At 71.7% G+C, this 14,005-nt stretch carries 11 protein-coding genes; 5 read left to right on the top strand and 6 right to left on the bottom strand.

Annotated elements, in window-relative coordinates; genetic code table 11:
• Nucleotides 1-64: 64 nt before the first annotated feature.
• The 3 genes from ACH4S7_RS07185 (at nt 65) to ACH4S7_RS07195 (ending at nt 2,818) form a co-directional block, all read left to right on the top strand.
• Nucleotides 65-394 carry a hypothetical protein gene (locus ACH4S7_RS07185; protein WP_398520121.1) on the top strand — a complete coding sequence of 110 codons (330 nt, stop codon included), beginning with the start codon at nt 65-67 and terminating at the stop codon, nt 392-394.
• Between the two features lie 244 nt (nt 395-638).
• Entirely contained in the window at nt 639-1,763 is a 1,125-nt protein-coding gene (locus ACH4S7_RS07190; protein WP_398520122.1) for an acyl-CoA dehydrogenase family protein, read from the top strand.
• Entirely contained in the window at nt 1,760-2,818 is a 1,059-nt protein-coding gene (locus ACH4S7_RS07195) for a Zn-dependent alcohol dehydrogenase (protein ID WP_398520123.1), read from the top strand. Before ACH4S7_RS07190 ends, ACH4S7_RS07195 begins: the two co-directional genes overlap by 4 nt.
• A 99-nt stretch (nt 2,819-2,917) precedes the next feature.
• Here the strand turns inward: ACH4S7_RS07195 and ACH4S7_RS07200 are convergent, their stop codons facing one another.
• Together ACH4S7_RS07200 and ACH4S7_RS07205 are read right to left on the bottom strand one after the other, a co-directional pair.
• The gene (locus ACH4S7_RS07200) at nt 2,918-3,508 is read right to left on the bottom strand and encodes a flavin reductase family protein (RefSeq protein WP_398520690.1); all 591 of its coding nucleotides are present in this window, start codon (nt 3,506-3,508) and stop codon (nt 2,918-2,920) included.
• A gap of 225 nt (nt 3,509-3,733) precedes the next feature.
• A complete protein-coding gene (locus ACH4S7_RS07205) occupies nt 3,734-5,428 on the bottom strand; it encodes a helix-turn-helix domain-containing protein (protein ID WP_398520124.1) in 1,695 nt (564 codons plus the stop codon).
• A 229-nt stretch (nt 5,429-5,657) separates the two neighbouring features.
• On the opposite strand from ACH4S7_RS07205, the gene ACH4S7_RS07210 reads away from it, so the two are divergent.
• Together ACH4S7_RS07210 and ACH4S7_RS07215 are read left to right on the top strand one after the other, a co-directional pair.
• Nucleotides 5,658-5,990, top strand: a complete 333-nt coding sequence (locus ACH4S7_RS07210; RefSeq protein ID WP_398520125.1) for a hypothetical protein — start codon at nt 5,658-5,660, stop codon at nt 5,988-5,990.
• 35 nt (nt 5,991-6,025) lie between these two features.
• Entirely contained in the window at nt 6,026-6,358 is a 333-nt protein-coding gene (locus ACH4S7_RS07215; RefSeq protein WP_398520126.1) for a hypothetical protein, read from the top strand.
• Between the two features lie 128 nt (nt 6,359-6,486).
• On the opposite strand, the gene ACH4S7_RS07220 is transcribed toward ACH4S7_RS07215, so the two are convergent.
• From ACH4S7_RS07220 to ACH4S7_RS07235, 4 genes are all read right to left on the bottom strand, one after another.
• Nucleotides 6,487-9,147: a valine--tRNA ligase gene (locus tag ACH4S7_RS07220; protein ID WP_398520127.1), complete on the bottom strand. Its 2,661-nt coding sequence runs from the start codon at nt 9,145-9,147 to the stop codon at nt 6,487-6,489.
• Between the two features lie 305 nt (nt 9,148-9,452).
• Nucleotides 9,453-10,181, bottom strand: coding sequence for an enoyl-CoA hydratase/isomerase family protein (locus ACH4S7_RS07225; RefSeq protein WP_398520691.1), 729 nt, complete (start codon nt 10,179-10,181; stop codon nt 9,453-9,455).
• 149 nt (nt 10,182-10,330) lie between these two features.
• Entirely contained in the window at nt 10,331-12,562 is a 2,232-nt protein-coding gene (locus ACH4S7_RS07230; RefSeq protein ID WP_398520128.1) for an acetate--CoA ligase family protein, read from the bottom strand.
• Nucleotides 12,563-12,826: 264 nt separating this feature from the next.
• Nucleotides 12,827-13,969 (bottom strand): flavin-containing monooxygenase, encoded by a 1,143-nt coding sequence (locus ACH4S7_RS07235; RefSeq protein WP_398520129.1) that lies wholly within the window; start codon nt 13,967-13,969, stop codon nt 12,827-12,829.
• Between the last annotated feature and the right edge of the window lie 36 nt (nt 13,970-14,005).

Consider the following 14,005-nt stretch of genomic DNA (forward strand, 5'->3'; position numbering starts at 1 on the left):
GCCTGAGGCCATGGTGGATCCAGAGAGGCCATTAACGCAACGCGAATGGGAAAGGCACCCGGTCATGTGCACCGATCCGCTATACGAGGAGGAAACCGTCGCCGAATTGGACGCCCGCATAAAGGCGTACGGGGCGCCCCGCGACGGATGGGCCGAGCTGACGCCCGGCCTGGTCGAGACCGTGCACTCCGCCCTGGTGGAACGCCGGGACCGGATGGCCTCGGCGCAGGCGGGGCTGGAGCCGGTGCCGGTCGACGGGTGCACCTTCTGCCGGTCGCTGGCGCGGCACCGGGAGAACTGCCGGGGCGCCGGTGATCTGGCCAGTGTCCTGGCGTGCTCGGAGGAGATCCAGGCGCACCCCCACTGCGCGTCCCTTTCGGAGATGGGCGAATGACGACATCGGACGAGTGCGCGGAGTGCGAGCGGCTCCGCAGGGAATTGGACGCGGCGACCAGGGCCCGAGATGAATCGATGGCCGTCGACTGCCGGGTGCTGCTCCGGCGCCACCCCCACCACGGGGAGCGTCCGGACCGGCCCGTCTCCTGCTTCCCAGCTACTGACGGTGCGTCAGATTTGCTTTAGGCTGGCGGGCGGCGCGCGGCCTCGGCGCGTGGGAGTGGGCGAGTTGGAGGATCCGCATGGACGACGACCGCACCTTTCGCGCCGAGGCCCGGGACTGGCTTCGGCGTCACTGTCACGATCAGGACCCCCGGGAGTGGGAGCGGGAACTCGGTCGCGGCGGCTGGATCGGGATCGGCTGGGGCGACGGCTCGTACGGGAATCGGACGGCCGGCCTCACCCAACAGGTCGTCTGGGCCGAGGAGTACGCCCGGTCCGGGGCCCCCGCCCGGGTCGGGCACATCGGGGAGAATCTGCTCGCCCCGACGCTGATCGAGTTCGGCGACCGGGCGCAGCGGGACCGTTTTCTGCCCCCGGTCGCCCGGGGCGACGAGCTGTGGTGCCAGGGCTACAGCGAACCCGGCGCCGGGTCCGATCTCGCCGCCGTGCGGACCGCCGCCGTGCGGGACGGGGACACGTACCGGATCAGCGGCCAGAAGATCTGGACCTCGCTGGCCCGGGAGGCGGACTGGTGCTTCGTTCTCGCCCGGACCGAGCCCGGTTCGGCCCGCCACCGGGGGCTGTCGTTCCTGCTCGTACCGATGGACCAGCCCGGCCGGATCGAGGTGCGCCCGATCCGGCAGATGACCGGTACCAGCGAGTTCAACGAGGTGTTCTTCGACGGTGCCACCGCCCGTGCCGGGCATCTCGTCGGCGGTGAGGGCAACGGCTGGCGCGTCGCCATGGGGCTGCTCGCGCTGGAGCGCGGGGTGTCCACCCTCGTCCAGCAGATCGGGTTCGGGGCGGAGCTGGCGGCGGTGGTCCGGGCCGCCGTGGCGAGTGGCGCGGTGGACGATCCCGTACTCAGGGACCGGCTGGTGCGCCAGTGGGCCGAGCTGCGGACCATGCGGTGGAACGCCCTGCGCACCCTCGGCGCCGGGGGCGACGCGGGCGCCCCCAGCGTCGCCAAGCTGCTGTGGGGCGGCTGGCACCAGCGGCTGGGGGAGCTGGCCGTGGCCGTACGGGGGGCGGGCGCCACGACCGGCCCGTACGACTGGAGCCCCGAGCGACCGTACGGACTCGACGCGGACCAGCACCTGTTCCTCTTCAGCCGGGCCGACACGATCTACGGCGGCTCGGACGAGATCCAGCGCACCATCATCGCCGAGCGGGTGCTCGGGCTACCGAAGGAGCAGACGGGATGAGAGGCGTTCTCTTCGACGGCGCGCGGGCGCGGGTCGTGGACGATCTGGTGGTACGGGACCCGGGGCCGGGGGAGGTCCTGGTCGCGATGGCGGCGGCCGGACTCTGTCACAGCGATCTTTCGGTGATCGACGGGACGATTCCGTTTCCCGCGCCGGTCGTCCTCGGGCACGAGGGCGCCGGAGTGGTGGAGGCGGTGGGCCCGGGGGTCGGACACGTCGGACCCGGGGACCATGTGGCCCTCTCCACGCTGGCCAATTGCGGTGCCTGCGCCGACTGTGACCGGGGTCGGCCCACGCTGTGCCGGAAGGCGATCGGCCGTCCGGGCCGCCCCTTCTCGCGCGGTGGCGAACCGGTCCACCAGTTCGCCGCCAATTCCGCTTTCGCGGAGCGCACGGTCGTCAAGGCCGTGCAGGCGGTGCGGATCCCGGACGATGTCCCGCTGACGTCGGCCGCGCTGATCGGCTGCGGTGTGCTGACCGGGGTCGGGGCCGTACTGAACCGGGCCAAGGTCGGCCGGGGCGAGAGCGTGGTGGTCATCGGCGCCGGTGGCATCGGGCTCAATGTCCTCCAGGGCGCCCGGATCGCGGGCGCGTCCACCATCGTCGCCGTGGACTCCAACCCGGCGAAGGAGGAGATGGCGCGGACCTTCGGCGCCACGCACTTCCTGGCGTCGGCCGCCGGGGTGCGGGAGGTGCTGCCGACCGGTGCCGATCATGTCTTCGAGTGTGTGGGGCGGACCGCGCTGGTCCGGCAGGCGGTGGACCTGCTCGACCGGGGCGGACAGGCGATCCTGCTGGGGATGACCGCGCCGGGGGCGGAGGCGACCTTCCCGCCTGCGGCGATGTTCCTCGACAAGTCGATACTGGGCTGCCGCTACGGTTCGTCGCGTCCGCAGCACGACATCGCCCTGTACGCGGACATGTACCGGCGCGGGGCGCTGCTGCTGGACGAGCTGGTGACGGAGGTCTATCCGATCGAGGACTTCGCGAAGGCGGCGGACGACGCGCACCACGGGCGGGTGGCGCGCGGGGTGCTCACCTTCGGCCGGGGCTGACGCGGGACCCGGTCGCCTCCTGCGCCGCCGTGGCCCCCGGCTGTGGTCACGGTGCGAGGCTCCCGCGTGTGGCTACGGCGCGGTGGCTCCAGGCTGTGGTCACGGTGCGAGGCGGCCGAAGGCGCCCCGGTGGAAGAGCAGCGGCCCGTCGCCATCGGTGGCGCCCAGCGCCTCGACCCGGCCCACCACGATCAGGTGGTCGCCCCCGGTGTGCACGGCGTGGATCGTGCAGTCCACCCAGGCCGGTACGCCGGCGAGCAGTGGCGACCCGGTCACCGGCGCCGGAGCGTACGCCACCCCGGCGAACTTGTCCGCCCCGCGCACCGCGAACCCCATGCACAGCTCGCCCTGGTCCGCGCCCAGGATGTTGACGCAGAACACCCCGGCGCGGGCGATGCGCGGCCAGGTCGTCGAAGTCCGGGCGACCATGAAGGCGACCAGGGGCGGATCGAGCGACAGCGACGAGAACGACTGGCAGGCGAATCCGGCCGGTGTCCCCGCGTCGTAGGCGGTGACCACGGTGACCCCGGTCGCGAACTGGCCGAGTACGCGGCGGAACTCACACGGATCGACCGGGGGTCGCTCATCGTCCGCGACGGCCCGTAGCTCGGGTCGGGGGAGGGCGTCGTAGGGCCGGGTGGTCGTGGGCGCGCCGGCGGTCCGGAGATACCGGACGGCGGTGGCTGCCATGGCTGCGTGTCCCATCACCCTTCCATTGGAGCTGACGGGGTGTCAGATGGGAAGGGCTGGGACCGCGCGTGGGCCCTGCGGGGCTTCGCGGGGTCCTGGCGGGGCGGTTCTCCTGACCGCCGTGGGCTGTCGCGCACACCCTGCGGGCGTGTCCTCAAACGCCGGACGGGCTGGAATTGCCTGCGGAGCTTGCTGGGTTGTCGGGCACACCCTGCGGGCGTGTCCTCAAGCGCCGGACGGGCTGGAATTGGCTGCCCGGGGGCTGGCTGCGCTCGTTGGATGGTCTGGGCCGTCTGGGTGTGCCTCCGGGAGTGGGGTCCAGCGGCGGGCACCGGTGTCGTACTGATAGGTGGGACTGCCCTGGACACCGCTCGTACGGAAGGGCCGTCCGCCGTCATCGATCCGTACGGTCCCGGAGCGGTCGCCGCTGCTCCACTCCAGCTCCAGATACCAGTCGCAGGCACACTTCAGCGTGCGGCCGGTGACGAGCAGGATCTCCGGGTCCCGGATCGAGACCCGGTACGGGAACGAGACGGCGGGGATCTCCACCCCGGCGTCGTTGCCGGGCACGGAACGGGCGGCCGGGCGGTCGGCGTCGAGGTCGACGTCGAACATCCGGGGAGTCATCGGGCCTCCGCAGCTCACACCCATGCCGTAGACGTTCTGGCGCTGCGGGGGAGGCTGGGCGACCACCCTGACCCGGAGCGCCTGGAGCACGACCGCCTGCTCACCACGGCCTTGGACGGTCACCCTGACCAGGGTGTCGCCCCCGTGCACCGCCCCCAGGGAACGGGCCCAGGGCTCGGCGTCGGACACGGAGGGCGGCGGGGGGACCGCGGTCGGTGGGCGGTCGACGAGATAGGAGTGGCTACAGCCGCCCGCCCAGATGTGCTGGTTGACGTTCCAGGTGAACGGCAGGGCGGTGGCCGAGGACTTCGGGTTCATGGCGGGCCCCGATGGAGCGGTGGGGGAGCCGGTACGGTTCGGGCCCGCCGAGGCCGAGGGGCGGTCCGGAGGTCCGGATGCGGTCGCCCGGGGCGAAACGGACGGGGAGGGCGCGACGAAGAGGGAGGGCGGGGCGGATGAGGTGAGCGGGGAGGGGACGGCGGCGACCGTGTACCGCGAGCCGGTGGCGGGCTCCGGCGCGTCTCGCCGGTCCGGACCGTCCGAGCCCGCCGAGAGGAACGGCGACCGGTCGAACGCCAGCAGGACGAGGAGGGTGAGGGTGGTCGCGACGGCGGCCAGCCCGGTGGCGTGGGCGGTTCGGCGGCGCCGTGGCACCTGCGGCGGCACATCGGATCCGGGCGCATCGAGCGATGCCGCGCCGGTGCTCCACCCTCCCAGGACGGTGGCCGTCTCAGGGGGAGCCTGCATCGGGGCGAGGTGAGTGGGCTGGGCGGACTGGGTCGGTTGTGCGGGCTGTGCGGGCTGGGTGGGCTCGCCGGTCTCCGGGGCTGCTTCGGTGACTGCGGGTGCTGCGGGTGCTGCGGGTGGTGTGGAGGCTTCAGGTGCTTCAGGTGCTTCAGGTGCTTCAGGTGCTTCAGGTGCTTCGAGGGCTTCAGGTGGTTCAGGGGATTCGGGGGGTGCCACCTGGTCGCCGGCTCCCGGGGCGGTCCTGGCAGCCGCGGCCTCCTGACGTCCGCGGCGCTCGTCGTCCGCCAGCTTCCAGAGGTGGTGCAGCGAGACCAGCTCGTCCCGCTCGCAGCCACACAGCCGCGCCAGCCGTTCGACCGGGGCGAACTCCAGCGGCACGGTGTGACCGGCGCAGTAGCGGTGCAGCGTGGAGGCGCTGACCCCCATCCGGCGCGCCAGCGCCCCATAGCTGCGCCCCGACGCCGCCCGTATCCCCCGCAGCCGACGCGCGAACGCCTCGGTCCCCGACTCCGCCCCGCTCTCCTTTTCCGACTCTGACGCGCTCAATCGATTCAGCACCCCCCCAGAGCTTCGGGGCGGCGTTCCACCCCTGTCGCGTGTTCCCACGTCAGTGGGGGTGGAATGGTTCCCCCGTTCCACCAGGGCCCGCAGCGCTTGACCCAATTCGCCGCGCTGCTGAGGCTGTTGATCGTTTCAGTGAGCAGCGAATCGACCAACGAGTCGACCAACGAGTCGACCAGCGAGTCGACCAGCGAAGCGATATCGAGGAGTCTCTGTGGCCCGTTCGTCAACGTTATGTCTGCGCTCCATCGCGGTGGCCCTGGCCGCCTCGGCGTGCCTCGTCGGAGGCGCCGCGTCCGCCCAGGCGGCACCGGCCGGGGCCCCATCCGCCCAGCAGACGACCGCCCCGCCCGAGGTACGGACGTTCACCGGCACAGGGATGGGGACTTCGCCGTCCCAGGCGGTGAACGGCGCGGTCCGGATGGCCTACACGATCGCCCAGTCGGCCGGCTGGCAGGCGAACCAGTGCCATGTCCGGGCGACCGACGTCAGGTCGGTCGGCGGTGGCGTGTTCACCGCGGTCGCCGACCTGTTCTGTCAGCGCTGAAGCACACCGATCTCCGCCAAGAAGGGAATACCGATATGACCTCGATACTCACACGTGGTGGCGTTGCCGTCGCCATCGCGGGCCTGGCCATGCTCGCGCCGGCCGTCGCGCACGCCGACACCGGCACCGGCGCGTCGACCGTCGCGCCCGCCAACACCGGCGCCGGTGCCAAGGAGTCGGTGTCGTTCACAGGCTGGTCGTACGAGCAGAGTTCCGGCAAGGCGAAGCGGGAAGCCGAGAACATGGCCCGGCGGCACGCGCTGATCAGCGGATTCCTCAATGAGCAGTGCGTACTGCTCTACGCCTACTCCCGCCAGTCCGGACCCGGCTGGTGGGACGGCAACGCCGCGATCAGGTGCACCCGCTGATCTGTTGAACTCCTGTCCGGGCAGGACCTGAGCCCCTGCCCGGACAGGACGGGACAGGAACGAAGCCCCGCTGAGGCGAGTCGCTGCGCCTCAGCGGGGCTTCGTGCTGAACACCGAGAGGTACGACCTCAGGCGGCCGGCAGGTTGTCGAGCTGGGTGGTGAGGCGGGCGATGTCCTCGTCGGCCTTGGTGAGGCGGAGACGGATCTTGTCGACCACATTGTCCGGGGCCTTCGCGAGGAAGGCATCGTTGCCCAGCTTCGCCTCGGCCTGACGGCGCTCCTTCTGGGCCGCCTCCAGGTCCTTGGCGAGCCGCTTGCGCTCGGCCACGACGTCGATGGTGCCCGAGAGGTCGAGGGCGACGGTCGCGCCGGCGACCGGGAGAGTGGCGGTGGCGTGGAAGCCGTCGCCCTCCGGCTGGAGCCGCAGCAACTGGCGGATGGCGGTCTCGTGCGCGGCGAGCGCGGTACCGGTCAGGTCCAGCCGGGCCGGGACCTTCTGGCCGGGCTGGAGCCCCTGGTCGGAGCGGAATCGGCGGACTTCGGTGACGACCCGCTGGACCAGCTCGATCTCCCGCTCGGCGGCCTCGTCGTGGAAGCCGCCGGGGGTCTCGGCCCCGGGGACGGACACGGCCTTCGGCCACTCGGCGACGACGACGGACTCGCGGCCGGTGAGAGTGGTCCAGAGGGTGTCCGTGACGAACGGGACGATGGGGTGGAGGAGGCGCAGGGTGACGTCGAGGACCTCACCGAGGACCCGGCCGGAGACCTTCGCCTGCTCGCCGCCGGCGAAGAACGTCGTCTTGGAGAGTTCGACGTACCAGTCGAAGATCTCGTCCCACGCGAAGTGGTAGAGGCCGTCGGAGAGCTTGGCGAACTGGTAGTCGTCGTAGTACGCGTCGGTCTCGGCCACGGTCTTGTTCAGCCGGGACAGGATCCACCGGTCGGTGGCGCTCAACTGCTCGACGGGCGGCAGTTCGCCGTCGACGGTGGCGCCGTTCATCAGGGCGAAGCGGGTGGCGTTCCAGATCTTGTTGGCGAAGTTGCGGGACGCCTGGACCCAGTCCTCGCCGACCGGCACGTCCGTGCCGGGGTTGGCGCCCTTGGCGAGGGTGAAGCGGACCGCGTCCGAACCGTACTTGTCCATCCAGTCCAGCGGGTTCACCGTGTTGCCGGAGGACTTCGACATCTTCTTGCCGAACTCGTCGCGGACCATGCCGTGGAAGGCGATGGTGCGGAACGGCGGCTGGCCGTCCATCGTGTAGAGGCCGAACATCATCATCCGGGCGACCCAGAAGAACATCAGGTCGTAGCCGGTGACCAGGACCGAGTTCGGATAGAACTTGTCCAGCTCCGCCGTCCGCTCGGGCCAGCCGAGGGTGGAGAAGGGCCAGAGGCCGGAGGAGAACCAGGTGTCCAGGACGTCGGGGTCCTGGAACCAGCCCTCGCCGGACGGCGGCTGCTCATCGGGTCCGACACAGACGGTCTCGCCGTTCGGGCCGTGCCAGACGGGGATGCGGTGGCCCCACCAGAGCTGGCGCGAGATGGTCCAGTCGTGCATGTTGTCGACCCAGTCGAAGTACCGCTGGGACATATCGGCCGGGTGGATGTTGACCCGCCCGTCGCGGACCGCGTCACCGGCCGCCTTGGCGAGGGTCTCCACCTTGACCCACCACTGGAGGGAGAGCCGCGGTTCGAGCGTCGTCCGGCAGCGGGAGCAGTGGCCGACGGAGTGGACGTACGGGCGCTTCTCGGCGACGATCCGCCCGTCGGCCCGCAGCGCGCCGACGATGGCGGAGCGCGCCTCGAAGCGGTCCAGCCCCTCGAAGGGGCCGTGCACCGTGATCACACCGCGCTCGTCCAGGACCTCGACCGATTCGAGTCCGTGGCGCTGGCCGATGGCGAAGTCGTTCGGGTCGTGGGCCGGGGTCACCTTGACCGCGCCCGTACCGAACTCGGGGTCGACATGCGTGTCCGCGACGACCGGGATCGTACGGTCGGTCAGCGGCAGCTTGATCCGCTTGCCGATCAGCCGGGCGTACCGCGGGTCGTCGGGGTGGACGGCGACGCCGGTGTCACCGAGCATAGTCTCCGCGCGGGTCGTCGCGACGACGATGGTGTCCTCGCCGTCCCCGTACTTGATCGAGACCAGCTCGCCGTCGTCGTCCTGGTAGTCGACCTCGATGTCGGAGATCGCGGTCAGACAGCGCGGACACCAGTTGATGATCCGCTCGGCCCGGTAGATCAGCCCGTCGTCGAACATCTTCTTGAAGACGGTCTGGACGGCCCGGGAGAGCCCCTCGTCCATGGTGAAGCGGTCACGGTTCCAGGCGACGCCCTCACCGAGGCGCCGCATCTGGCCGGCGATCTGGCCCCCGGACTCGGCCTTCCACTGCCAGACGCGCTCGACGAAAGCCTCACGGCCGAGGTCGTGCCGGGACTTCCCCTCCTTGGCCAGCTCGCGCTCGACGACGTTCTGGGTGGCGATACCGGCGTGGTCCATGCCGGGCTGCCACAGCGTCTCGTACCCCTGCATCCGCTTACGGCGGGTGAGGGCGTCGATCAGGGTGTGCTCGAAGGCATGGCCCAGGTGGAGCGAGCCGGTGACGTTCGGCGGCGGGATGACGATGGTGTACGGGGGCTTCTCGCTCTTCGCGTCCGCGTCGAAGTACCCGCGCTCTACCCAACGCTCGTACAGGGGTCCCTCTACGTCGGCCGGCGCGTACTGGGTCGGCAGCTCAGGATTGCGCGTCGGCCCGTGGTCGGGGCTCTGTGGAGTGTTGTCGGTCACGACGGCCATCCTAAGGGGCCCGGGACCCGGATCTCGCCCAGCTTTTCCCTGGCCGGGCGGGGGTGATCGGGGTCACGGTGACGGGGTGACCGGGGTCATGGCGGGGCGCCCCGGGGGCCGCCGCGAGACGGCGCCGGGTGTGGGCCGCCGCGGGCCGGTGCCGGTCCGGGCCCGCTGGGGGGACGGTGTCGGGTCGGACCGGGTGATCCGAGCGGGCGCGGCCGACGGCCCTCGTTCAACGACCCTCGTTCAACGGCCGTCGTTCAGTGACCTTGGCTCAGCGGCCTTGGCTTAGCGACCTTCGTTCAGCGACCTTCGTACTGGGGGGCGCGTCGCTCCAGGAAGCTCGCGACCCCTTCATTGGCGTCCCGGGTCGTCATATTGATCTCCTGTGCCGCCGCCTCCGCCGCGAAGGCCGTGGTCCGGTCCGACTCCAGGGACGCGTTCACGAGCTGTTTGGTGAGCGTCAGCGCGCGGGTGGGGCCCTGGGCGAGGCGTTCGGCCCAGGCGCGGGCCGTTTCGGGGAGGTCGGCGGCCGGGACGACACGGTTGACCAGGCCCAGGCGTTCGGCGTCGGCGGCCGGGACGGCGTCGCCGAAGAACATCAGCTCCTTGGCGCGGTGCGGGCCGATCAGGCGGGGGAGCAGATAGGCGCCGCCGCCGTCCGGGACGAGCCCACGGCGGGCGAAGACCTCGATGAACTTCGCCGTGTCGGCGGCGAGCACCAGATCGCAGGCGAGGGCGAGGTGCGCGCCGATCCCGGCCGCCGTGCCGTTCACCGCCGCGACCACCGGCTTCTCGCAGTCGAGCACGGCCGCGATCAGCCGCTGTGCCCCGCGGCGGATGGTCCGGGCCACATCGCCCGCGATCCGCTCCCCGGGGGGCGGTGCTCCCGCGCGGGCGCGCAGGTCCGCGCCGGCGCAGAAGCCCTTACCGGTGGCGGTGACGACCACGGCGCGGACCTCCGGGTCCGCCGAGGCGTCGGCGAGCAGGGCGATGATCCGCTCCCGCTGCTCCCAGGTGACGGCGTTCATCGCCCCGGGCCGGTTGAGGGTGATCCACGAGACGCCGTTCACAGTGCGGTGCAGCACCTCGTCCTCGGTGTTCACGGTGTCCACGGTGCGGTGCGGCACCTCATCGTCCACGGTGTCCACGGTGCGGTGCCGTACTTCGTTCTCGGCGCTCACCGGCACACCGCCAGCGCGTCCAGTGCCACCGCGCCCTGCCCGCGTGGCAGCACCATCAGCGGGTTGATGTCGAGTTCGGAGAGTTCGTCGCCCAGCTCCAGCGCCATCCGCTGGACCCGTAGGACCACCTCGACGAGCGCGTCCACATCCATCGGCGGTCCGCCGCGCACACCGTCCAGCAGGGCACTGCCGCGCAGCTCGCCGAGCATCGCGCGGGCCTGCCCCTCGCCGAACGGAGGAACCCGTACGGCCACGTCCTGGAGCACCTCCACCAGCACCCCGCCGAGGCCGACGGTCACGGTGGGGCCGAAGAGGGCGTCCTGGGTGACGCCGACGACCATCTCCACGCCCCGCTCGACCATCTGGCAGACCAGTACGCCGTCCAGTTCGATGTCCTCGGCGCGGGCGATGTCGGTGAGTTCGCGGTAGGCGTCCCGTACCTGGCTGGCGGAGGTGAGGCCGACCTTGACCAGGCCGAGTTCGGTCTTGTGGGCGATCCGGGCGCCGGACGCCTTCATCACCACGGGGTAGCCCACCAGACCCGCCGCGCGGACGGCCGCCGCCGCGCTGGTCACCAGTTGTTCGCGGGGCACCCGGATGCCGTACGCGCGCAGTAGTTGCTTGGCCGCGTGCTCGCTGAGCTGCTTCCCGGGGCGCATCAGGGCCCGCGCCTTCCGGAAGGACGGCGACGGGGTGCGCGGGGCCTCGTCGAACGGGGAGCGGTAGCCGCTGGTGAAGTGGTGGTGGTCGAGGTAGGACCGGACGGCGGAGACACAGTTGGCGAAGGTGCGGAAGGTGGCGACCCGGGAGGAGCCGAGCAGGGTCTCCCGGTACGCCGGCTCCGTGCCGACCGGCGATCCCCACACCACACAGATCAGCTTGTCGGTGGCCTCGGCCGCGTCCACCAGGTCCTGGGCGAGCCTGTCGCTCATCGGCGGGAACGGGCCGGTGATCGGACAGATCAGCACCCCGACCCCGGGGTCGGCGAGGATCGCGTCGATGAGTTTGCGGCCGCGCCAGTCGCCGACCGGGTGGCCGCCGTTGTCGACGGGGTTCGCGACGCTCAGATAGTCGGGTATCCACTGGTGCAGCTCGGCCTGTTTCGCCTCGGAGAGCCGGGGCATCGGCAGCCCGGCCGAGGCGGCGAGATCGGCGAAGTGGGCGCCGGTACCGCCCGAGATGGAGTAGACGACGACACCGTCCGCGAGAGGTTTACGGGCCCGCGCGAGCAGAGTGGAGGTGTCCTGCAACTCGTCCAGACCGTCCACCCGGATCACTCCGTACTGCCGCATCGCCGCGTCCACCACCTGGTCGGCGCCGGTCAGCTTCCCGGTGTGGGAGGCGGCCATCCGCGCCCCGGTCTCGGTGCGCCCCACCTTGACGGCGACGACCGGCACCCCGCGCCGGGCCGCGCGGTCGGCGGCCAGGAGGAAGGACCGGCCGTCCTTGAGCCCTTCGACGTAGCAGGCGATGGCGCCGACCTCGGGCCGCTCGGCGAAGTACGAGATGAAGTCGGCGGTCTCCAGATCGGCCTCGTTGCCGGTGGGGGCCCAGTGGGAGAGCCGTATCCCCAGCTCCTGGAGGGTGAAGACGGGCCGCCCCTGGTGGCCGGACTGGGTGATCAGGGCGATGGCGGGCCCTTCGAGGTCGTCGCGGAACCGTTCGAAGGCGTTGAGGTTGGTGTTGGGCCCGAGCAGCCGCACCCCTGCGCGGGCGACGGCGGCGGCGAGGCGCTGCTGCGCGACGGCGCCCGCCGCGCCCGTCTCGGCGTATCCGGAGGCGAAGGCGACGGCGAAGCGGATCTTGGCATCGGCGAGTTGGTCGATGAGCGGCAGGGGGTCGCCGACCAGCAGTACGGCGAGATCGACCTCTTCGGGAAGCTGTCCCACGTCGGGCACGCAGCGCAGCCCGAAGACCTCTTCACGGGTGGGGTGGACGGGGTGGACGCGTGCCCCGACGCGTTCGGCCCAGTCGATGAGCTGCCGGGTGATGCCGGTGTTGGGCCGGCCCTCGCCGTCGGAGGCTCCGACGACGGCTACGGAGCGCGGCCGGAAGAACCGGTCCAGATCGGGCACGGGGGCGTACAGGGGCCGCCCGCTGACGTCTCTGTCCCCGTCGGTCGCGGTGACGGACGCGGTGTCGTGGACGGCGTCGCGGGGGTGCTCCCCACAGGCGACGACGCGCGTGTGGAGGTCCGAGGTGAGGGTGCCGTGAGTGGATCCAAGCATCGCTGAGCCCCGCTCCTGCTCGTTTACCGAGTTCTTAGCTGACGCACAGTCAGATTACATATCTGACGTGATGTCAGGAAGGAGTAGTGCGTGGAAAGGGTGTGGAGGGTGCGCCAAGGTCGTCATCGGCGCCGCACTCCGGTCCAGATGCGGCCCCCCCTCGGCCCCCTCCTTTCTGTCGTCCTGCTGCCTGCCGCTGCCCTGCTGCTGGCTCCCGGCCGGCCTTCCGCCGCTCGCCGCCGCCCGCCGTCGCCGCTCTCACCGTCAGCGCTTCGCTTCGGCCCTCGCCAGCGCCTTCGCGATCCTGTGGGCGTCCCTCGCCAGCTCCCGCAGCATCCCGCTGATCGGATTGGTGAACCCGGTGAAGTACAGGCCCGGCGCGCCCGGCGCCGTACGGCCCCCGTGCGCCAGCGGCGTGCCCCGGGGGTCAAGCACTCCCAGATGGCCCACCAGCCCCTCCAGTGCGCGCCGGTACCCCGTCGCCACGATCACCGCGTCCGGGGCGATCCGGGTGCCGTCCGCGAGGACCGCCTCCTCCTTCTCGAACGCCTCCAGTGCGGCGACCGGCTCCACCTCTCCCCTCCGTACGGCCTTGATCAGGCCCACGTCCTGCACCGGGATCGCACCTTCCCGCGCCCGGGTGTACAGGCCCTTCGGCGGGCGCGGCAGGCCGTGCGCGGAGAGGTCCGGTACGGAGATCCGGGACAGCAGGCCGGCCGCCCGGTCCACCAGGGGTGCGGGCAGTCGCCGCACCAGGATGCCGGTGCGCTGGGCCGGCCACCCCAGGGTGGAGCGGCGGACGATGTGCGGCGGGGTGCGGACCGCGAGCCGGACCCGCGCCGCGCCGCCCGCCACCAGGTCGACGGCGATCTCCGCGCCCGTATTGCCGACGCCGACGACCAATACGTCCTTCCCGCCGTACGGGGCCGGTGCGCGGTACTCCGCCGCGTGCAGCAGCTCGCCGGTGTAGGTGTCCCTGCCGGGCCACTCCGGCAGGCGCGGGGTGTGGTTGTAGCCGGTCGCGACGACCACCGCGCGTCCGGTCAGCCGGCGGCCGCCGCTGGCGTGCAGCAGCCAGCCCCCGTCCACCGCCTCGATCCGGGTGACCTCGACGCCCGTCACGATCTCCAACCGATGGACGGCCGCGTACTTCTCCAGGTAGCGGATCACGTTGTCCCGGGACACCCACCGGCCGAACGACCTCGGCAGCCCGAGGCCCGGAAGTCCGGAGAGCCGTCGAGTGGTGTGCAGGTGGAGCCGGTCGTAGTGGCCGCGCCAGGAGGCGCCGACGGCGTCGGACTTCTCCAGCACCACGACCCGTACGCCCCGCCTCCGCAGTTCGGCGGCGGTGGCGAGGCCGCCGGGGCCCGCGCCGATGACGTAGACCGGCCTGTCGTCCGTCTTCATGTGGCGTGAGCGTACGCGCGCGTCAGGTTGATGGGT

It is taken from the genome of Streptomyces sp. NPDC020965 (assembly GCF_044333555.1).
GTDB lineage: Bacteria > Actinomycetota > Actinomycetes > Streptomycetales > Streptomycetaceae > Streptomyces.